This window comes from Demequina globuliformis (assembly GCF_000975155.1).
Lineage (GTDB): Bacteria > Actinomycetota > Actinomycetes > Actinomycetales > Demequinaceae > Demequina > Demequina globuliformis.
In genome coordinates, this window is record NZ_BBRG01000004.1 from 63,390 (window position 1) to 82,196 (window position 18,807).

The 18,807-nt window shown below is 65.9% G+C and carries 23 protein-coding genes; 4 read left to right on the forward strand and 19 right to left on the reverse strand.

The features are described 5' to 3' along the window. The first annotated feature begins 5 nt into the window (after positions 1-5). The gene (locus AOP75_RS11485) at positions 6-422 is read left to right on the forward strand and encodes a hypothetical protein (RefSeq protein ID WP_062079226.1); all 417 of its coding nucleotides are present in this window, start codon (positions 6-8) and stop codon (positions 420-422) included. On the opposite strand, the gene AOP75_RS11490 is transcribed toward AOP75_RS11485, so the two are convergent. From AOP75_RS11490 to AOP75_RS11500, 4 genes are all read right to left on the reverse strand, one after another. Further along, positions 419-1,156 carry an alpha/beta fold hydrolase gene (locus AOP75_RS11490; protein ID WP_062079227.1) on the reverse strand — a complete coding sequence of 246 codons (738 nt, stop codon included), beginning with the start codon at positions 1,154-1,156 and terminating at the stop codon, positions 419-421. The two genes, AOP75_RS11485 and AOP75_RS11490, sit on opposite strands and share 4 nt — an antisense overlap. 69 nt (positions 1,157-1,225) lie before the next feature. After that, complete coding sequence (locus tag AOP75_RS11495; RefSeq protein ID WP_062079228.1) at positions 1,226-1,954, reverse strand: alpha/beta hydrolase; 729 nt, start codon at positions 1,952-1,954, stop codon at positions 1,226-1,228. Beyond that, positions 1,951-2,259, reverse strand: a complete 309-nt coding sequence (locus tag AOP75_RS12445; RefSeq protein WP_083966946.1) for an Rv1322 family protein — start codon at positions 2,257-2,259, stop codon at positions 1,951-1,953. The genes AOP75_RS11495 and AOP75_RS12445 overlap by 4 nt, the downstream gene beginning before the upstream one ends. A gap of 163 nt (positions 2,260-2,422) precedes the next feature. Continuing rightward, the gene (locus tag AOP75_RS11500; RefSeq protein WP_062079229.1) at positions 2,423-3,883 is read right to left on the reverse strand and encodes a glycoside hydrolase family 1 protein; all 1,461 of its coding nucleotides are present in this window, start codon (positions 3,881-3,883) and stop codon (positions 2,423-2,425) included. A gap of 266 nt (positions 3,884-4,149) precedes the next feature. Here AOP75_RS11500 and AOP75_RS11505 point away from each other — a divergent pair, with 266 nt between their 5' ends. From AOP75_RS11505 to AOP75_RS11515, 3 genes are all read left to right on the forward strand, one after another. Continuing rightward, complete coding sequence (locus AOP75_RS11505; protein ID WP_062079230.1) at positions 4,150-4,917, forward strand: alpha/beta hydrolase; 768 nt, start codon at positions 4,150-4,152, stop codon at positions 4,915-4,917. Between the two features lie 151 nt (positions 4,918-5,068). Further along, positions 5,069-5,719 (forward strand): hypothetical protein, encoded by a 651-nt coding sequence (locus AOP75_RS11510; protein ID WP_062079231.1) that lies wholly within the window; start codon positions 5,069-5,071, stop codon positions 5,717-5,719. After that, positions 5,716-6,234, forward strand: a complete 519-nt coding sequence (locus AOP75_RS11515; protein WP_062079232.1) for an RNA polymerase sigma factor — start codon at positions 5,716-5,718, stop codon at positions 6,232-6,234. The genes AOP75_RS11510 and AOP75_RS11515 overlap by 4 nt, the downstream gene beginning before the upstream one ends. A gap of 130 nt (positions 6,235-6,364) precedes the next feature. On the opposite strand, the gene nucS is transcribed toward AOP75_RS11515, so the two are convergent. From nucS to rpmE, 15 genes are all read right to left on the reverse strand, one after another. After that, the gene (nucS, locus tag AOP75_RS11520; RefSeq protein WP_062079233.1) at positions 6,365-7,060 is read right to left on the reverse strand and encodes an endonuclease NucS; all 696 of its coding nucleotides are present in this window, start codon (positions 7,058-7,060) and stop codon (positions 6,365-6,367) included. Positions 7,061-7,063: 3 nt separating this feature from the next. Next, positions 7,064-7,330: a F0F1 ATP synthase subunit epsilon gene (locus AOP75_RS11525; protein ID WP_062079234.1), complete on the reverse strand. Its 267-nt coding sequence runs from the start codon at positions 7,328-7,330 to the stop codon at positions 7,064-7,066. 2 nt (positions 7,331-7,332) lie between these two features. Further along, the gene (gene atpD, locus AOP75_RS11530) at positions 7,333-8,823 is read right to left on the reverse strand and encodes a F0F1 ATP synthase subunit beta (RefSeq protein ID WP_062079235.1); all 1,491 of its coding nucleotides are present in this window, start codon (positions 8,821-8,823) and stop codon (positions 7,333-7,335) included. Positions 8,824-8,838: 15 nt separating this feature from the next. Further along, positions 8,839-9,732 carry a F0F1 ATP synthase subunit gamma gene (locus AOP75_RS11535; RefSeq protein ID WP_062079236.1) on the reverse strand — a complete coding sequence of 298 codons (894 nt, stop codon included), beginning with the start codon at positions 9,730-9,732 and terminating at the stop codon, positions 8,839-8,841. A 6-nt stretch (positions 9,733-9,738) separates the two neighbouring features. After that, positions 9,739-11,373 carry a F0F1 ATP synthase subunit alpha gene (gene atpA, locus AOP75_RS11540; RefSeq protein ID WP_062079237.1) on the reverse strand — a complete coding sequence of 545 codons (1,635 nt, stop codon included), beginning with the start codon at positions 11,371-11,373 and terminating at the stop codon, positions 9,739-9,741. Between the two features lie 42 nt (positions 11,374-11,415). Next, positions 11,416-12,228: a F0F1 ATP synthase subunit delta gene (locus tag AOP75_RS11545; protein WP_062079238.1), complete on the reverse strand. Its 813-nt coding sequence runs from the start codon at positions 12,226-12,228 to the stop codon at positions 11,416-11,418. Between the two features lie 5 nt (positions 12,229-12,233). Then, complete coding sequence (locus AOP75_RS11550; protein ID WP_062079239.1) at positions 12,234-12,803, reverse strand: F0F1 ATP synthase subunit B; 570 nt, start codon at positions 12,801-12,803, stop codon at positions 12,234-12,236. A gap of 3 nt (positions 12,804-12,806) precedes the next feature. Next, a complete protein-coding gene (gene atpE / locus AOP75_RS11555) occupies positions 12,807-13,037 on the reverse strand; it encodes an ATP synthase F0 subunit C (protein ID WP_061961789.1) in 231 nt (76 codons plus the stop codon). A gap of 54 nt (positions 13,038-13,091) precedes the next feature. Further along, positions 13,092-13,958 carry a F0F1 ATP synthase subunit A gene (gene atpB / locus AOP75_RS11560; RefSeq protein ID WP_236683166.1) on the reverse strand — a complete coding sequence of 289 codons (867 nt, stop codon included), beginning with the start codon at positions 13,956-13,958 and terminating at the stop codon, positions 13,092-13,094. Positions 13,959-14,050: 92 nt separating this feature from the next. After that, positions 14,051-14,461 carry a Cg1360 family ATP-synthase-associated protein gene (locus AOP75_RS11565; protein WP_062079240.1) on the reverse strand — a complete coding sequence of 137 codons (411 nt, stop codon included), beginning with the start codon at positions 14,459-14,461 and terminating at the stop codon, positions 14,051-14,053. Then, the gene (locus tag AOP75_RS11570) at positions 14,458-15,687 is read right to left on the reverse strand and encodes an MraY family glycosyltransferase (protein ID WP_083966947.1); all 1,230 of its coding nucleotides are present in this window, start codon (positions 15,685-15,687) and stop codon (positions 14,458-14,460) included. Before AOP75_RS11570 ends, AOP75_RS11565 begins: the two co-directional genes overlap by 4 nt. Beyond that, on the reverse strand, positions 15,684-16,346 hold the full coding sequence (locus AOP75_RS11575) for an L-threonylcarbamoyladenylate synthase (protein WP_062079241.1): 663 nt from the start codon (positions 16,344-16,346) through the stop codon (positions 15,684-15,686). The genes AOP75_RS11570 and AOP75_RS11575 overlap by 4 nt, the downstream gene beginning before the upstream one ends. Positions 16,347-16,362: 16 nt before the next feature. Beyond that, complete coding sequence (gene prmC, locus AOP75_RS11580) at positions 16,363-17,262, reverse strand: peptide chain release factor N(5)-glutamine methyltransferase (protein ID WP_062079242.1); 900 nt, start codon at positions 17,260-17,262, stop codon at positions 16,363-16,365. After that, positions 17,263-18,348 (reverse strand): peptide chain release factor 1, encoded by a 1,086-nt coding sequence (gene prfA, locus AOP75_RS11585; protein WP_062079243.1) that lies wholly within the window; start codon positions 18,346-18,348, stop codon positions 17,263-17,265. Between the two features lie 24 nt (positions 18,349-18,372). Then, positions 18,373-18,582: a 50S ribosomal protein L31 gene (gene rpmE, locus AOP75_RS11590; protein ID WP_062079244.1), complete on the reverse strand. Its 210-nt coding sequence runs from the start codon at positions 18,580-18,582 to the stop codon at positions 18,373-18,375. Positions 18,583-18,807 lie beyond the last annotated feature (225 nt).

The window sequence follows — 18,807 nt, forward strand, 5'->3', positions numbered from 1 at the left end:
CGAGCATGACGGACAGTAGCGACGCTCGGGTGCGCAGGGCCGAGGCCCTGGAGCGCGCCCAGGCGGCGCAGGCCCGTCAGGCGGGCGCCCTGGTCGCTTCGTTTGTGGACGATGCCGTCGCGGCGGGAATCACCCCCACCGCACTCACGGCGCGCTCCTACGACGGGTCCCATCGCTACCGCACTAACGTGCGCGGCTGGTACCTGAAGCGGGACCGCACCGTGGGCGTTGGCACGGATGCACAGTTCTACATCCTGAGCGCCCCCACGTCACTGAAGGGACGTCTGCGCGGGGTGGAGCTCGATCCTTCCCCCGCCCCGCTCGAACTGGGCAAAGGGGGTCGCGACGGCGAATCCATGCCCATCGCGGATGCGCTTGCCAAGCGCCTTGCAGGCGGAAACGAGTGGGGTCAGGGGTCCTAGCGCAGGAGCGGCGCTAAGGCGTCCGCCACGGCAGCGGGGGCCTCGAGCGCCGCAAGGTGACCCACTCCCCCGATGACGACCGGGGTGACGCCGAGCGCGGCCGCCATGGCCTCGATGTCTTCGCGCGGCACCATCCCATCGTGCTCACCCGCGACCACCACAGCGGGGCCGTCGACGTTGCGCAAGACCTCGGTGCGATCGGGACGGTCCGCCATGGCCCGCTGGCCCCACGCGATTCCGTCACCGCTGTGACGGGCGATGTTCGCGCTGACCCACTCCACGAGTTCCTCACGCTGCGGGCCCTGAATCCCCACGAGCGGTTCCGCGAGCGCGCGAGGATCCGGCGTCGCGGTAACGCCTACGTGTGACTCGGCCACCGCCAGTCGTTTGGCCTTGGCCTCGTCACTGTCGGCCACGGCCTTGGTGGCGATCAACCCCAGACCCGCCACCGCGTCTGGGTGGCGTTCGACCACTGCCATCGCGACGTACCCGCCCATGGAGCAACCGATCCAGACTGCCGCGTCCTCACCAGTGGCTTCCCTCATGGCGAGCACGGCCGCGTCTGCGATGAGGTCAAGGCTGGGCTCCTCGTCCGTGAGCGGCATCTGGCCAATGCCGGGCATGTCGAAGGTGATGACGTCGCCGCAGACATCAGGCCCGAGCACGGCGAGCAGGCCCTCCCACTGCGCACGGTCGACCGGGAAGGCGTTCAGGAAGACGATCGGAGCGGACACGGGGCCTCCTTAAGCGGCGGCACGGGAACGTGCGCCTACTGCGAGCGTACGGAAAGGGGCTGTTTGACGCTACGGGACATGCGTAGGCAGCGGCGAACGGCCAGGAGCGACTTGCTCGACGATGCGGTCGAGGACAAGGCGCACGTACTTCTCGCCCACCCACAGATGCTTCGCGTCATCGACGGGAACGAGGTCGAGCTGCGTGAGCGGCGCGAAGCGTTCGCGAGCCTCTTCCGGGCGCAGAAAGTCGTCGAGTTCCGGCACCAACGCGGTGACAGGCTTTCCACTCTCTGCCCAGGTGCGCATGTCGTCTTCGTCCGCGCGGTGCAATGGCGGCGACAGCAGGATTGCTCCCTCGACGTCGAGCGGGGCGCCGTATTTCAAGGCCAGTTCCGTGCCGAACGACCACCCCACGAGCCACCTGTTCGGAAGCGCTCGTGCCACCGCGAAGTCCACCGCAGCCCGCACGTCGGCCGCCTCCCCCACTCCCTCGTCGAAGGCGCCTTGACTGGTGCCTCGCGGTGACTCGGTGCCGCGCGTGTTGAAGCGCAGCACCGCAATGTCCGCGAGCGCTGGCAGTCGCCACGCGGCCTTGCGATACACATGCGAATCCATGAACCCGCCGTGCGTGGGTAGCGGGTGGAGGGTGATGAGGGTCGCGACAGCGGGCCTTCCCTCAGGCAAAGCGAGTTCGCCCACGAGTTCCAGGCCGTCGTCCGTGGTCAGCACGATGTCCTCGCGCAGCGCGGGTAGCACCGTCATTGACCGGATCTCTTCTCCGGATTCAGCCTCGCTCATGCAGTCCTCCCAAACGTGTTCCAACAGTGGGTGTGCCAGTGACGGCGCTCACGCGCCGCGGCTTCTGCCCCGAACAAGCCGTCGGCCGCCCACGCCACGAGGTGCGCGGTCTGCGGAGGGATCTCCTGACCGCAGCCAGGGCACACGTAGGTTTTTTCGCTCGGCCTCGGTGTCGCGACGATGAACTCCTCACCGCGCGGGCCCGTTTCGCGCCTGCCGCCGACAGACCCCGCCAGCCGTTCGACGTCCAGTTCCTCATGCGGCTGGCCGTAGGGGCGCTTGCGCGAGCGACGGGAGCGGGGCATGGTCCGAGTCTACGGGGGCGACAAAGCTCGCCTGCCCGGCCGTGCGCGAGCCCGCCCTCGGTCCCCCGGGTCTGCAACGCAACGACGCGCCGGTCGCCGCCTTGCAGGCGAAGGGACCGGCGCGTCGCGCGGTGAGGCGATTAGCGGTGTGCTGGTAAACGCGCTAGAACGTACGCGGAGGCGTCGGGGCTAGCTCTTCCTCCACTGGCACGACCGCACGGCGGCGCAGCACCTCGGTGTACCAGTACGCGGAGTCCTTCCAGCGACGCTCGAGCGTGTCGTAGTCGACGCGCACAATGCCAAAGCGCTTGGCGTAGCCCTGGGCCCACTCGAAGTTGTCCATCAACGACCACGCCATGTAGCCGCGCACGTCCGCGCCCTCATGGATGGCGTCGAGCACTGCACCCAAGTGACCGTGGAAGTAGGAGATGCGGTTGACGTCGCGCACGCGGCCATCGTCGTCCACGACGTCGTCCCAGGCGGAACCGTTCTCGGTCACGTAGATGGGCTTGCCGGTCTCGCGGTGAATCTTGAGCAGGTGCGCCGTAAGCGCACTGGGGTCCACATTCCACCCCATGGCCGTGAGCTGGCCTAGGGGCGGCATGAACTCGATCTCCTCGTCACCGGGCCAGGCGGTGCCGGCACCGGCCTTGTGACCGTCAGCAAGGGTCGCTACCTCGCTCGTGGCCTTGCCCTTGTGGGGGTTGTGACGCACCAAGTGCGAGGCGTAGTAATTGACGCCGAACCAGTCGACTGCACCCTTCATCTCTTCCTCGTCACCGTTGTGCACGAAGGACCAGTCGGTGATGTGCGCCGTGTTCGGTCGGAGCACCTCCGGGTAGCCGCCCTGAATGAACGGCTGGTGGAACATGGTGTTCGCGAGCGCGTCGATGTGGGCCGATGCCGCGACGTCCTTGGGGTTGGACGGGTCCCACGGGCGCGGGGTGTGGCAGTTGTTCACATAGCCGATCTGGGCATCGGGCTGGATGTGCTTCATTGCGCGGTACGCACGAGCGTGGGAGAGATTCAGGTGGTGAGCGGCGGTGAGGGCCTCTGCCGAGTCAGTGTGGCCAGGGGCGTGCGCGCCAGCACCGTAGCCAATGAACGACGCAACCCAGGGCTCGTTGAAGGTTGCCCACATGTCGACGTCTCCGCCGAACTCCTCCATCATGCGCACGGCATAGGCGGTGAAGCGGTCCACGATGTCGCGGTTGACCCAGCCGCCTTCATCCTGAAGTTCCTGCGGGAGGTCCCAGTGGTACAGCGTGATGAGGGGCGTGATGCCCTTGCTCTTCAGGCGCGCGATGAGGTTGCGGTAGAAGGCAATGCCCTCCTCGTTGAACTCGCCGGTGCCGCCGGGCTGAACGCGCGGCCAGGCGATGGAGAAGCGGTACGCCTGGAGGCCCATCTCCGCCATCATGTCGACGTCCTCTTCCCACCGGTGGAAGTGGTCGCACGCCACGTCGCCGTTGTCGCCCCCAACCACCTTGTCTGGGGTGGCGCAGAACGTGTCCCAGATTGAAGGGCCGCGGCCGCCCTCGTGCACACCCCCCTCTACCTGGTAGGAGGCGGTGGCGGTGCCGAAGATAAAGTCTGCGGGAAATGTCGATGGCTTCGTCGTCATGCGCCCATCATAAACGAAACGTTTCGTGTTTTTCTACCGGACGGTCGGGAAACTTCGGAACTGTCCCCATGGGCGCCCCCGTGCAGGCCAGGCCCGCCCCGGGCTCACCCCCGGACCCAGGCCCAGGCCGAGGCCGAGGCCCAGGCCCCAGCGTCGGACGTGGACATCGGCCCCGACATCGGCCCATCACAGTGCGCGCGACCGGCCCAGGGAAAGCGCTTCCCTCAATGGCACCCACCTGGCACCATTGCCCCAAGGAGGTCGCAATGGCGCTGATCACATGCCGGTACTACTCGAAGGTTCTGGGGCTGTCCACGACGGCGACCGTGATCCTTCCGCAGGACACGCACGAGGCCGGGGTCGCGGGCTCTCCCGTGCGCGCTCCCCTGGCGACCCTGTACCTCCTGCACGGCCTGTCCCAAGATGACGCCAGCTGGACGCGATTCACGTCGCTCGAGCGGTACGTCGCGCACCGTCCCCTGGCAGTCGTCATGCCAGCCGGACACCGCTCGTACTACGCGAATCAGGCGGACGGCCTGCGCTACTTCGATCACATCGCGGACGAGGTACCCGCGACCATGCAATCAATGTTCGGCCTCTCCCCCGACCGTTCCCGCACCTTTGTCGCGGGACTGTCGATGGGCGGCTACGGCGCAATGAAAATCGCGCTTCGCAGACCAGACCGCTTCGCCGCGGCCGCAAGCCTGTCCGGCGGCCTCAACGTCGCGGCCCAGCCCAACATGCACCCCGATGAGTGGCGGCGCACCTTCGGCTCGCCTCAGCGGGCACGCGATCACGACGAGGACGCCGTGCACCTCGCCATGCGCGCGGACCCGGCCACCGCGCCATCGTTGTGGGCCTGGTGCGGTACCGAAGACTTCCTGCTCGAGGAGAGCCGCGCCTTCCGCGACGCGTGCGCTCACTCGGGCCTCGCCCTGGACTACTCGGAGTCACCCGGCGCCCACGATTGGGAGGCTTGGGACACGCACATCCCGCGGCTGCTCGACTGGCTGCCGATGCCGCCGCACCGATAGACCACCGGCCGCAACGTCGCCAGCGTCGCCGCCAGCACCGGCGGCGCACTGAGGTGTCCACGACACGCTCGTGGGGCTTTTTCCCGCTAGCGTCGTCGCTGGGGGCACATCCGGACATGTACCTGATGACCACCCAACGAAGGGAAACATCATGTCCGACATGCGCGAGGACTCGTTCCTCGACACTCAGCTCGACGCCAGTTCGCCTCTCACCAGCGCTAATAGCGCCGAGCGCAGCGCCGCACTCGCGGAAATGGCCAGGGACACCGAACCCTCCAACGTTTCCGTGCTGCGACGCCGCAGGCCCCTCGTCATCGGCAGCGTCGTTGGCGTCGCACTGCTGGGAATCGGCGGCGCCGCGGTGGCATCAGGAGCTGTGTCCCTGCCGTTCATGTCTGATCCGGTCACGACGGTCGACTACACCCTCCCGAGCGGCGCCGTGTGTTCCGGGCCTTTGGGCGACGTTGAAGGCAGCCCCGAGGTCGCGGCGGCCCTGCGGGAGGTTCTCACTGACCCCGCCTTCCCCGATACGTGGGACATCGAGGCAGCCGCGGCCGAACTCGAAGCCGGTGGACACACCCTGACGCTTGAAGACGGGACCGAGGTGGAGGTGAAGGAGGGGACGCCCTACTGGAGCGCAGACGCTGCCTACCAAAGCGCGGTCGAGTGGGCGGCGGTGCTCGCCGTGTCTGAGCAGCTCGCGCTGCGGGGGTTCCCTGACGCCATCTGGTCCTACGACGGTGACATTGCGTGCCCAGGCGCCGACTACCCAGAGTGGATGGAGCCGGGGGCCCAGTCATGACGGAGGTGGTGCGAGCGCTTGACGCCAACTCTGCGGACCTTCTCGCATATTTGGAGCGCCGGCTAGGCGTGCACGACGCGCCCGACGTGCTGTCCGAGGTGATGACTGTCGCGTGGCGCCGCGCAGCGGACCTCCCGGCCGACCCCGAACAGGCACGCATGTGGCTCTTCGGCATCGCCAAGGGTGCGCTTGCGAACGCTCGACGTGGCGAGGTTCGCCGCGCCAACCTCGCGGACCGGCTTCGGGCCATCTCGTTCGAGCGAGCGAACGTCTCGGCGCCCGCAGACACGGGCCTCACCACCCGCGAATGCATTGACGCGCTCCCGGCACAACTCGCCGAGGTGATCCGTCTGGTCCACTGGGAAGGCTTCTCGCTCGCCGAGATCGCCCAGCTCGAGCAGGTCTCTCCCTCCACCGTGCGCAGTCGCTACGCGCGTGCAAAGGAACTCCTACGCGAGATGCTCGACGAGAGCATCGCAACGGTGACACCGTTAAGGCGCGCCGCGGTCTTGTAGCGACAGTGGGGTGCGGCATGGGCGAGCAGTGGGCCGATGCCGCACCCTGCTGTGCCGCGCGGGCGCGGCGTCGTATTTCGCAAGTGGCCTGCACGGATTCGCCCGGTGCAGGGCGCTCGTGCGAGCTGGCCTAGAACAGGCGGGTGCTCGGGTCATCGGCGCCACGCATGGCGTCGTAGTCCAACACCACACAGCGAATGCCGCGATCCTGGGCAAGCACACGCGCCTGCGGTTTGATCTCCTGCGCCGCGAAGACGCCCTCCACAGGGCTCAGCAGCGGGTCCCGGTTCATCAGTTCGAGGTACCGCGTGAGTTGCTCCACGCCATCGATCTCACCTCGACGCTTGATCTCCACCGCGACAGACGTGCCCGCAGGCGACTTCGCGAGAATGTCGACGGGACCGATGGCCGTCATGTACTCACGGCGCACCAACGTGTGTCCCTCGCCCAGGAGAGCGATCTGCTCAGCCAGCAACTCCTGAAGGTGCGCTTCAACTCCGTCCTTGATGAGGCCGGGATCGGCGCCCAAGTCGTGCTGCGTGTCCGACAACACCTCGTACAGTTCGATCTCAAGGCGGTCGTCGGTCTTGTCGTGCTGCACCGTCCACACGGCCTCCACGCCAGCGGCGAGCTGCGCCTCGGTGGGTTCAGCGTCGCGAGTGGTGCACGGCGGACTCATCCAGTTGAGCGGCTTGTACGATCCGCCATCGGAGTGCAGCAGCACCGAGCCGTCGGCCTTGAGCATGATCGCCCTGGTCGCTAACGGCAAATGCGCGCTGAGCCGCCCGGAATACCGAGCGGCACAGCGCGCAATGACAACGCGCACGGATCAGTCCTCGTCAGTGACGACGGCGTCCGCGACGATGGTGATGGTGTTGTGGTCGAAAGACACGAACCCGCCCGTGACCGCGAACTCCTCGCGGCCGGACTCGCTCGTCACCTTGACCGTGCCGGCCTTGAGGATGGACAGGATGGGCTCGTGGTTAGCGAGCATCCCGATCTCACCCTCGATCGACGGCGCAATCACGCGGCTCGCCGTCCCGGACCACACAATGCGGTCCGGGGCGACGATGTCGACAGTCAGAGCATCGGCCATGATTAGCCGAGCTCCTTCTGGATCTTGTTCCACGCCTTGTCGAGGTCCTCAAGACCACCAATGTTGAAGAACGCCTGCTCTGCGATGTGGTCGTACTTGCCGTCCACAATGCCGGCGAAAGCCTCGATGGTCTCGGTCAGCGGAACAGTCGAACCAGCCACACCGGTGAACTGCGTCGCCATGTAGGTGTTCTGCGACAGGAACTGCTGGATCTTACGTGCGCGGGCCACGATGATCTTGTCCTCTTCGGACAGCTCGTCGACACCCAGAATCGCGATGATGTCCTGGAGTTCCTTGTTGCGCTGCAGGATCGCCTTGACGTCCGAGGCCACCGAGTAGTGCTGAGCACCGACGTAGCGCGGGTCCAGAATGCGCGAGGTCGAGGTCAGCGGGTCGATCGCAGGGTACAGACCGCGAGAGGCGATCTCACGCGACAACTCGGTGGTCGCGTCGAGGTGAGCAAACGTCGTCGCCGGGGCCGGGTCGGTGTAGTCATCCGCAGGCACGTAGATGGCCTGCAGCGAGGTGATCGAGTGGCCACGGGTCGAGGTGATGCGCTCCTGGAGCTGACCCATCTCGTCCGCCAGGTTGGGCTGGTAGCCCACGGCAGAAGGCATGCGGCCCAGCAGGGTCGACACCTCCGAACCGGCCTGCGTAAAGCGGAAGATGTTGTCGATGAACAGCAGCACGTCCTGCTTCTGAACGTCGCGGAAGTACTCCGCCATCGTCAGTGCAGACAGCGCCACCCGCAGACGCGTGCCCGGCGGCTCGTCCATCTGACCGAACACCAGTGCGGTCTGCTTGATGACGCCAGACTCGGTCATTTCCTCGATGAGGTCGTTGCCCTCACGGGTACGCTCGCCCACACCGGCGAAGACCGACACACCGTCGTGGTTGTTCGCCACGCGGTAGATCATCTCCTGGATGAGGACCGTCTTACCCACACCAGCACCGCCGAACAGGCCGATCTTTCCACCCTGCACGTAAGGCGTGAGGAGGTCGATCGACTTGATGCCGGTCTCGAACATCTGAGTCTTGGACTCAAGCTGGTCGAAGGCCGGGGGCTTGCGGTGGATGGGCCAGGTCTCGGTGACCTCGACCGTCTCACCCTCCTTGGCGTTGAGGACTTCACCGGTCACGTTGAACACGTGGCCCTTGGTGACGTCACCCACGGGGACGGAGATGGGAGCACCGGTGTCGCGCACCTGTGCGCCACGCACCAGACCATCAGTGGGCTTCAGGGCCACGGCGCGCACCATGTTGTCACCGAGGTGCTGCGCAACCTCGAGAGTCATGTGCAGGACGCCCTCGTCCTCGCCCTGCGCGGACAGGTCGATGTCGACCGTCAGCGCGTGGTAAACGTCGGGAATCGCGTCCGCGGGGAACTCGATGTCGACGACCGGGCCGATGACGCGAGCGACACGACCGTAGACCGGCTCGTCGTTCTTGTTGGCCGGCGCCTCGGGGGCGTCGGTCTTAGCGGTGGGAGTCATGAATATGCCTTCCGGTCACGAGGCCGCGAGCGCGTCGGCGCCCGAGACAATCTCGCTGATTTCCTGGGTGATCTCGGCCTGGCGCGCCGAGTTGGCGAGCCGGGTGTACTGACGAATGATGTCCTCGGCGTTGCTGACCGCCGTGTTCATCGCACGCTGGCGGTTGGCCAGCTCAGACGCTGCGGCCTGCAGCATGCAGGCGTGGATGCGGGACTCGATGTAACGCGGGAGCAGGGCATCGAGGACTTCCTCGGCACCGGGCTCGAACTCGTACAGCGGCTCCACGTCCTCACCGGACTCGGCGACGCCCTCCACGACCTCAAGGGGTAGGAGGCGGATGACGCGAGGTTCCTGCGACACCATCGACGAGAAGTGCGTGTAGACGATCCGCAGTTCGGACACGCCACCGTCCTCAACGGGAGCCGTGAACGCCGTGTACAGGGCGTTCGCGACTTCCTTCGCGGTGTCGAACGTGGGCGAGTCAGACTCGCCCGTCCACTCGCCAGCGAGTTCGCGCTTGCGGAACTTGAAGTAGCCCACGCCACGGCGTCCCAGCGCGAAGGGAACCACGGTCTTGCCGCGTCCCTTCAGGCGCTCGGACATGCGCTCCGCCTCACGCAAGACGTTCGCCGAGTAGGCGCCCGCCATACCGCGGTCAGCGGTAATGACGAGCACGGCCACGCGGTCCGAGTCCGTGCGCTCAGAGGTCAACGGGTGGTCGACCTTGGAGTGCGTCGCGACGGCACTGATGGCACGTGTGATGGCGTGCGAGTACGGTGCAGCGGCGGTCACGCGGTCGCGAGCCTTACCGATGCGTGAAGCCGCAATAAGCTCCATCGCACGGAAGATCTTCTTAAGCGACTGCGTTGACCGGATCCGCTGCCGGTAAACGCGCTGCTGTCCACCCATCAGTGCCTACTTCTTCTTCTTCGCGACGATCTGCTCCTGCTCTTCCGAAGCCTCACCGCCGCCCTCAATCGAGCTGTCCGTGGACAACTCGGTGCCCTCGGTCTCGAGGAAGGTCGAGACGAAGTCGTCGATCTCCTTGTGGAGGGTCTCCTCGGCCTCGTCCGACAGCTTGCCGCTGTCGGCAATCTCCGTCAGGACGGAGGTACCGCGGCGCAGGTGGTCGATCATCTCGCGCTCGAAGCGCAGCACGTCGGACACAGGGATCTTGTCCAACTTGCCCTTGGTACCGGCCCAGATGGACACGACCTGCTCCTCGACCGGGTACGGCGTGTACTGAGGCTGCTTGAGCAGCTCCATCAGACGTGCACCACGGGTGAGCTGCTGACGCGACGCGGCGTCGAGGTCAGATGCGAACATCGCGAATGCCTCGAGCGAGCGGTACTGCGCCAGGTCGATCTTCAGGGTTCCGGAGACCTTCTTCATGGCCTTCACCTGTGCCGAACCACCGACGCGCGACACCGAGATACCGACGTCAATCGCCGGACGCTGGTTGGCGTTGAAGAGGTCAGACTGCAGGAAGATCTGGCCGTCGGTGATCGAAATCACGTTGGTCGGGATGTACGCCGAGACGTCGTTTGCCTTGGTCTCGATGACCGGCAGACCCGTCATCGAGCCAGCGCCCATCTCGTCCGACAGCTTGGCGCAACGCTCGAGCAGGCGAGAGTGCAAGTAGAAGACGTCGCCGGGGTACGCCTCGCGGCCCGGCGGGCGACGCAGCAGCAGGGACACGGCGCGGTACGCCTCGGCCTGCTTGGACAGGTCATCGAAGATGATGAGGACGTGCTTGCTGTCGTACATCCAGTGCTGGCCGATGGCCGAGCCGGTGTAGGGAGCAAGGTACTTGAAGCCGGCGGGGTCCGACGCGGGAGCAGCGACGATGGTCGTGTACTCCAGTGCGCCGGCCTCTTCGAGGGCGCCGCGCACCGAAGCGATGGTCGAGCCCTTCTGGCCGATGGCGACGTAGATGCAGCGGACCTGCTTCTCGGGGTCGCCGGACTCCCAGTTTTCCTTCTGGTTGATGATGGTGTCGATCGCGATCGCGGTCTTGCCGGTCTGGCGGTCACCAATGATCAGCTGACGCTGGCCACGGCCGATCGGGATCATCGCGTCGATCGACTTCAGACCAGTCTGCAGCGGCTCGTGCACCGACTTACGTGCCATGACGCCAGGAGCCTGGAGCTCCAGCGCACGGCGCGAGTCGGTCTCGATTTCACCCAGGCCGTCGATGGGGTTACCCAGCGGGTCAACCACGCGGCCGAGGTAGCCATCGCCCACAGCGACGGACAGGACCTCACCGGTGCGGTGGACTTCCTGGCCCTCTTCGATGCCGGTGAACTCACCGAGCACCACGACACCGATCTCGCGAACGTCAAGGTTCAGTGCGAGGCCAAGGGTGCCGTCTTCAAAGCGCAGCAGCTCGTTCGCCATGCAACCGGGCAGGCCTTCGACATTCGCAATACCGTCGGCGGCCAGGGTCACACGACCCACCTCTTCGCGCACGACGCCGGAAGGCTCGTACGACTTCACATAGTTGTCGAGGGCAGCCCGGATCTCGTCGGGACTGATCGTCAACTCAGCCATGTTTCTCTCCTGTCACTGCCGCGGTTGCGGCGGTCGTCTGTGCTAGCCGACGAGTCGTCGTCGTGCGTCGTCGAGCTTGCTGAGGATGGTGCCGTCCACCACTTCAGAGCCGACCTGAACTCGGATGCCGCCCAGGACCTCGGGGTCCACAGCGACGTTGATCTGGATCGAACGGCCGTAAGCCGTGGCCAGAATGGACGCAAGGCGCTCCCGCTGGGCAGCTGACAGCTCGGAGGCGGCGGTCACGGACGCGACCGTGCGCCCACGACGCTCCGCTGCCTGAACGAGCAACTGCTTGATGGCGGGCACAAGGCGGCGTCCGCGCGGCACGCCCACGACGCGCTCAAGGAGCGCGTAGCTCGTCGGGTGCAGCTTGCCACCCAACGTCTCCTCGAGCAGCGTCAGACGCTGCTGCTTGGTGGCTGAGCGGTTGCCCATCGCCGTGAGGAGCGCGCGGTTGCCTTCCAGCACACGCTCGACACGGAACAGTTCGTCTTCGACGTTCTGTAGCGTGCCTGCGTTGTCGGAGTAGGCGAACAGCGCCAACTCGCCGGCGTCCTCAACGGACTCCGCGAGGTCCTGCTCATCCGACCAACGCGACTCAGCAAACGCCGACACGACGTCTACGGCACGCTGGTCGAGCGAGCTGAACAGCTGCGTGACCAGTGAGGCCTTGTCCTTACCGGGACGGGCAGGATCGGTGAGCGCCCGGCGCAGCGAGCCCGATGCGTCCAGCGCATCGACCACCACGAACAGGTGCTCCGCGATCGTGATCCCGTCCTCGCCTGCAGCAGTGGCGACGGGGTCGAATCCCCGCAACACTGCGTCGTGCGAGGCCTGACTGGTTCCGCGCATTGGCGCTATCCCTCCGCCTTCTGCTGGCTGACCTGGGCCTCGAGGTCGTCGAGGAAGCTATCGATGATGCGCTGCTGACGTGCGTCGTCGGCGAGTGACTCACCCACGATGCGCGACGCGAGTTCGGCGGCAAGTGCGCCAACCTCGGAGTGCAGCGACACGACGGCCTGCTGACGCTCGGCCTCGACCTGCTTGTGTGCCGTTTCGACGATGCGCTTGGCGTCGTCGGAGGCGCGTGTGTGGCTGTCGGAGACGATCTGGCTGGCTTCGGAGCGCGCGTCCTCACGGATGCGGGCTGCCTCGGCACGGGCTTCGGTGAGCTGAGCGGTGTACTCCTCGAGTGCCGCTGCAGCCTCCGCCTGTGCCTCTTCAGCCTTCTTGATCCCGCCTTCGATCTTCTCGGCGCGCTCATCCAGAACCGCCTGCAACTTGGGCAGGAGGAACTTCATGAACACGACGACGATGATCACGAAGATGACCGTCGACCACAGGATGTCGTAGTTGGCGGGAATGAGCGGGTTCTTAGCCTCGCCCTCTTCCGCCGCCACTACGGCGAGCTGGCTGACAATGTTCATGGCTTAGGTGAAGAGGAAGCCGGTGACCAGACCGAGCAGCGCAAGAACCTCGACGAACGCAACACCGATGAACATGGTGGCGCGCAGCTGGCCAGCAACCTCGGGCTGACGGGACATGCCCTCGATGGTCTTACCGATCAGGATTCCCAGACCGATGCCGGGACCGGTGGCCGCAAGGCCGTAACCGATGGTCGCGACGTTGCCCGAGACCTCCGCGAGAGTGGTGACGTCCACTGTTGTTTCCTTCCGTTGAAGCGACGCCCTCCGGCGCCGCACATCTGTGGGGGTTTAGTGCTCTTCCTCGATTGCCATGTTGATGTACACGGCGGACAGCATGACGAAGACGTAGGACTGCAGTGCGTACACGAACAGTTCAAACAAGGTGAAGGCGAAGCCCGCGACAAATGTCACGGTGCCCATCGCCTTCATGGCGCCAACTGCCTCGAAGAAGAAGTACTGGGTGGCTGCAAAGCACAGCACCAGCAGCAAGTGGCCCGCGATCATGTTGGCGCACAGTCGCAGCGCAAGCGTCGCGGGACGCAGGATGAACACCTGCAAAAACTCGATGGGGGTCAACAGCACGTAGATGCCCTTGGGCACGCCCGGTGGGAAGAGCGACGTCTTGAGGTAACCACCAAGACCGTGCTTCTTGACGCCGACGACCAAGTACAGGATGTAGACCCAGACGGCCATCACGATCGGCAGGCCAATGAGGGCCGTACCAGGCATGTTCATGAATGGAATGATGCCCGTGACGTTGAACGCGAAGATCGCGAGGAACAACGTGGTGAGGAAGGGCAGGAACCGCTTGGCGGTTTCCTTGTCCATGACCTGCTCGACGATCTGGACGCGGATAAAGTCCAGCAGCATCTCGACGACGCCCTGGCCGCGTCCTGGCACGACCTTGGCGCGACGAGCGACCAGCCAGAACAGGAAGATGAGGATGGCCGCGGCAATGATGCGGGCCAGGATGATGCGGTTGAGCTCGAAGATCGTGCCTTCGAACAGCAACGCCGGCGGGAAGAACTCGTCCACGGTCGGTGCGTGGAAGCCGTTGGAGCTGAAGAGCCAGCCAAAGAAACCGTTCGATGAACTGTCTTCGGCCGCGAGCTCGGCCGCGGCAGTCGTTGCCGCGCCCAGGGCTAGATTCGCCACAGAGATTCTCCTGGTGTTGTAGCACGCGCGGGCGGGAGGTGCCGAGCACGCCGGGGACCGTGATGCGTAGGAATCCTAACGCATGTGGGGGACTAGTTCGAACCGCCTTCGACGTACGGGATGCGTGCTTTGCGAATAACCCAGAAGTCGATGGCGAGAGTACCGATCACTCCGACCAACATGAAGCCTGCAAACAGACCCTTGTGGAAGCCCTCAATGCCCTGCAAGACAATGAGCGCGATGATGATGATCAGCATTTTGAGAAGCCACGATCCGCCCACGTATCCCGCCATCACGTGCGCGGGCTTGGCGTGGGCGAGGACCATCGCTCCTTGAGTGGTGAGGCCAGCCAATGCGGCAATAGCGACACCCACCTCCGCAGCGAGAAGCCCTGCTCCCCCGGCGACGACCAGGCCTACGGGGATGGCGATCACGGCGAGGGCCGCGATGCCGATCGCGGTGACGCGCATCGCGCGTCGGTACGTGCGGGATTCCTCAGTCATTCGGTGCTCCTTGGGGCTGGGTGTCCAGTTCCGGGGGCCGATGCTGGAAGCACGTCGTCCTCATCCCTCGCGTGCCCCTCTGGGGTCAGGCGCTGAAGCGGCTTGGCACTGCGACCGGCGGCACGATAGTACCCCGTGAATCGGCGCCGCCAGGCCGGCGAGAACGTGAAGAACAACACAATGATGAGCCCACCGCCCACGAGGACAAGTGAGACTTCGAGGGGGAGGAAGACCAGCGACACCGTGCCAAACGACAACAGTCCCGTCCAGAGGTACAGCACGGACACGGCCCACCTGTGAGAGTGCCCTGCCCGCAGGAGGACGTGATGCAGGTGGTGGGCGTCAGGCATGAAGGGACTTTGTCCCTTGAGCGTGCGTCGAATGACCGCGAGCGTCATATCGAGGAGTGGGATGGCCACCACCATGAGCGGCAGCACGATTGGGATGAACGCGGGTACGGAGACGCGCTGCGACACGGCCGACGGGTCGATTTGGCCCGTCACGATAATCGAGGCGCCCGCGATGGTCAGCCCCAGGACCATGGATCCCGAGTCGCCCATGAAGATACGCGCGGGATGCAGATTGTGCGGGAGGAAGCCAAGGCAGGCGCCAACGAGCACGGCGAGGATGAGGCTAGCCAGCGACGAGTAGTCGCCAGGGGACGCCTCGCGCGCCAGCACATACGTGTACGTGAAGAAGGCGGCGCCACCGATCGCGATGAGCCCTGCCGCCAACCCGTCGAGTCCGTCGACAAAGTTCACCGCGTTCATGGCGACCACGACGACGATGACGGTGGCGGCCAGGGACAAGTAGGAGCTGCCAATCGTCAGGCCGGCGATGGGCACCGTGACCAGCTGAACCCCCGACCAGGCCATGACGAGGGCGGCCAAGATCTGCCCCGCGAGCTTCGCCATCCAGTCCAGGTCCCAGATGTCGTCCGCCATCCCCAGGGCACACACCATGGCCGCGCCGGCGATCACCCCCCAGGCGCTTCCGCTGGCCTCGAACACTGGCGCCAGGAATGGGATGTTGGCAGCGATGGACACGCCTGCTGCCAGCCCCAAGAAGATCGCGATGCCGCCCAATCGAGCGGTCGGTTTGCGGTGCACGTCGCGCGAGCGCACGGCCGTCACCGCCCCTACTTTGATCGCGAGGTGCCTCATTGCCGGGGTCGCGGCGTACGTCACCAGGGCCGCGATCACCAGCAGGGTGAGGTAGACCTTCACCCGTCGGACTCCTCGGGCTCCTGGGCAAAGGCGTCCGCGCCTGCAATCTCGATGAGGCGTTCACGGGGCACTCCCCCGTCACGCACCACACGCAGGCCAGCCGGGTCGGTGGCATCCACGATGGTCGAGGCCAGACCCAGGGGGCTGTCGCCGCCATCCAGATAGACGGCGACGGAGGCACCCAGCTGCTCGTGAGCGGCCGATGCCGTGGTCGCCGCGGGCTCTCCTGTCCTGTTCGCGCTGGTGACGGCCAGCGGTCCCGTGCGCTTCAACAGAGCGAGCGCTGCCGGGTGGTCGGGCATGCGCAAAGCGACGGTCCCGTGCGTGTCGCCGAGGTCCCACGCAAGCGACGGTTGAGCGTGCACGATGACCGTGAGAGCGCCCGGCCACAACGCCTCCATGAGCGCGGTCGCGGCGGCCGGCACGTCCATTCCCAGGCCGGCAACCGTGCCAATGTTCGGAATGAGGACCGGCGGCGGCATTTGCCGGCCGCGTCCCTTCGCTGCCAGGACGGCGGCAACCGCGTTCGCGTTGAAGGCATCGGCGCCCACGCCATACACGGTGTCGGTCGGCAGCACGATCACAGCGCCGCGGCTGACCGCGTCGACCGCGGCGTCGAGGCTAGGGCCCCACGAAGAGGGGTCAGTGCACGGGTACATCACGTTGCCCAGTCTGTCAGATGCCGTCGCGCGTCACGACGAGGCAACGGTCGCGTCCTGTCAGATCCTGCTCGGTGCGCGGATCACGCCAGAACTGCGATCCTGCGGCAAATTCACGCAGGGCCTCGCCCTGCACGTCCGCATGCTCCATCACGAGGGTGCCACCCACGCGCAGTAACCGCGCCGCCTCGTCCACGATCGCGCGCGGAACGTCAAGGCCGTCCTCACCCAGCCCGTACAGCGCCTCAGGGGGGTCAAAGTCGCGTACCTCTGGATCTCGGGGCACGGCATCCGGCGGGATGTACGGCGGGTTCGACACAACGACGTCGGCGCAGCGTTCGAACAGGTGCAGACAGCGGCGGGCGTCTGCCATGAGGATCGTGACGCGCGACCTGGCATCGGCATTCAGCATCCTGGCGTTGAGGCGCAGGTACACCATTGCAGCCTCGGACGCCTCGACGAGCGTCACCTGTGCGTGCGGGACCTCCGCTGCGATCGACAAGCCAATGGCCCCTGAACCCGCGCACAGGTCCGTCACCCGCACCATGCCGTCGCGCCCGCGTGGGGACGCCAGCGCCGCATTGATTGCGTGCTGCGCGACGCCCTCGGTCTCCGGCCGCGGTACAAAGACACCCGACCCCACCTGAAGCGCGAGATTGCGAAAGTACGCCGTGCCCAGGATGTGCTGCAGGGGTTCGCGAGACTCGCGGCGCACCACCCGTGCTTCGAGCCGATCGAGATCGAGAGGATTGTCGACGGGCCAGTGGTCGTCGCGAGCCGCCGCCGTCCGCACGTCGCTGGTCTCCCAGCCGAACGTGTGCGCCATCAGCGCCACGGCATCGGCCTGCGGGGACGGTACCCCGGCATCGGACAACCTCCGCGTAATGTCGCGCAACCGCGCGCCAAACGTAGGCACTCAGTCCTCGTGCGCGGCTAGTCGCGCAGCCTCGTCCGCATCGATCGCGGACTGCACGACGGGCTGCAGGTCTCCTGCCAGCACGTGGTCCAGGTTGTAGGCCTTGTACCCCGTGCGGTGGTCCGCGATGCGGTTCTCGGGGAAGTTGTAGGTGCGGATGCGCTCGGAACGGTCCACGGTGCGCACCTGCGACTTGCGCATGTCCTGCGCCTCTGCCTCCGCGGCCTCCTTTTGGGCCGCGAGCAAGCGGGCTCGCAAAATACGCATGGCCGACTCCTTGTTCTGGAGCTGGCTCTTCTCGTTCTGGCAACTCACCACGATTCCCGTGGGGATGTGGGTGAGGCGCACGGCCGAGTCAGTCGTGTTGACGGACTGGCCGCCAGGACCAGACGAGCGGTACACGTCGACGCGTACCTCGTTCATGTCGAGTTCCGCGTCTTCGACTTCCTCCGCCTCTGGGTAGACCAGGACGCCCGCAGCGGACGTGTGAATGCGTCCCTGCGACTCGGTGGCGGGCACGCGCTGCACGCGGTGCACTCCGCCCTCGTACTTCAAGTGCGCCCAGACGCCGTCTTCCGGCTCCGGGTTGCCCTTGTACTTCACGGCGACAGAGATGTCCTTGTAGCCGCCCATGTCAGTCTCGGTGGCCTCGAGGATCTCTGCCTTCCAGCCCTTGGACTCCGCGTACTTGAGGTACATCTTGAGGAGGTCGCCGGCAAACAACGCAGACTCCTCGCCGCCCTCGCCGGACTTAATCTCCAAGATCACGTCGCGAGAGTCGTCGGGGTCACGGGGAATCAAGATTCGGCGCAGTGTCTCGGTCGCCTCCTGGGCGGCCTCTTCTAGCGCCGGGACCTCAGCGGCGAAGTCAGGATCTGCCTCAGCCATCTCCTGGGCCGCCTCGAGGTCGTCGTGGGCAGCGGCCCACTCACGATGCGCGGCGACGACGCGACCGAGCTCCGCGAACCGACGGCCCAGCGTGCGCGAACGCGTGGCATCCGCGTGCACGGCAGGGTCAGCGAGCTGACGCTCAATGTCGGAATACTCCTCCAGCAATGGCTGGACGGCTGCGAAGGCTTCGGCCACGTCGTCGTACGTGTGTTTCCGGCGTTACTTCTTGTTGCCGTAGCGCTTCTCGAAGCGCGCGACGCGACCACCGGTGTCCATGATCTTCTGCTTGCCGGTGTAGAACGGGTGGCAAGCGGAGCAGACCTCAACGTGGATGGTGCCGTCCTTGACGGTCGAGTTGGTCTCGAACGTGTTGCCGCAGGTGCACGTGACAGTGGTGGCCACGTACTCGGGGTGGATGTCCTTCTTCATGATCTCCCTTAGAGGTGCCTCCGGGTCCTCGCACGGATTTCGTGGTCGGTGAACCGGACGGCCAGCCCTCTATTGTGCCACGTACGGCGCCCGCCTGCTACTCCCCTCATGCCAACCGCGCACCCGTCTTTACGCACGCTGTCCCCACGGCATCGGCCCGCTCCCGCGCCTCCCTTAGTCTCGCTGCCACCTCCACGCGCTTCTCCGCGAGCGCGCTGGCAGGCG

Excerpts from the sequence above, each read along its gene's own strand:
- AOP75_RS11495 (WP_062079228.1), bottom strand. The coding sequence starts at position 1,954 with ATGAGCGAGGCTGAATCCGGAGAAGAGATCCGGTCAATGACGGTGCTA.
- AOP75_RS11545 (WP_062079238.1), bottom strand. The coding sequence starts at position 12,228 with ATGCGCGGAACCAGTCAGGCCTCGCACGACGCAGTGTTGCGGGGATTC.
- AOP75_RS11535 (WP_062079236.1), bottom strand. The coding sequence starts at position 9,732 with ATGGGTGGACAGCAGCGCGTTTACCGGCAGCGGATCCGGTCAACGCAG.
- rpmE (WP_062079244.1), bottom strand. The coding sequence starts at position 18,582 with ATGAAGAAGGACATCCACCCCGAGTACGTGGCCACCACTGTCACGTGC.
- AOP75_RS11510 (WP_062079231.1), top strand. The coding sequence starts at position 5,069 with ATGTCCGACATGCGCGAGGACTCGTTCCTCGACACTCAGCTCGACGCC.
- atpA (WP_062079237.1), bottom strand. The coding sequence starts at position 11,373 with ATGGCTGAGTTGACGATCAGTCCCGACGAGATCCGGGCTGCCCTCGAC.
- AOP75_RS11505 (WP_062079230.1), top strand. The coding sequence starts at position 4,150 with ATGGCGCTGATCACATGCCGGTACTACTCGAAGGTTCTGGGGCTGTCC.
- AOP75_RS11485 (WP_062079226.1), top strand. The coding sequence starts at position 6 with ATGACGGACAGTAGCGACGCTCGGGTGCGCAGGGCCGAGGCCCTGGAG.
- AOP75_RS11500 (WP_062079229.1), bottom strand. The coding sequence starts at position 3,883 with ATGACGACGAAGCCATCGACATTTCCCGCAGACTTTATCTTCGGCACC.
- atpD (WP_062079235.1), bottom strand. The coding sequence starts at position 8,823 with ATGACTCCCACCGCTAAGACCGACGCCCCCGAGGCGCCGGCCAACAAG.
- AOP75_RS12445 (WP_083966946.1), bottom strand. The coding sequence starts at position 2,259 with ATGCCCCGCTCCCGTCGCTCGCGCAAGCGCCCCTACGGCCAGCCGCAT.
- AOP75_RS11515 (WP_062079232.1), top strand. The coding sequence starts at position 5,716 with ATGACGGAGGTGGTGCGAGCGCTTGACGCCAACTCTGCGGACCTTCTC.
- AOP75_RS11550 (WP_062079239.1), bottom strand. The coding sequence starts at position 12,803 with ATGAACATTGTCAGCCAGCTCGCCGTAGTGGCGGCGGAAGAGGGCGAG.
- AOP75_RS11565 (WP_062079240.1), bottom strand. The coding sequence starts at position 14,461 with ATGACTGAGGAATCCCGCACGTACCGACGCGCGATGCGCGTCACCGCG.
- AOP75_RS11575 (WP_062079241.1), bottom strand. The coding sequence starts at position 16,346 with ATGTACCCGTGCACTGACCCCTCTTCGTGGGGCCCTAGCCTCGACGCC.
- AOP75_RS11525 (WP_062079234.1), bottom strand. The coding sequence starts at position 7,330 with ATGGCCGATGCTCTGACTGTCGACATCGTCGCCCCGGACCGCATTGTG.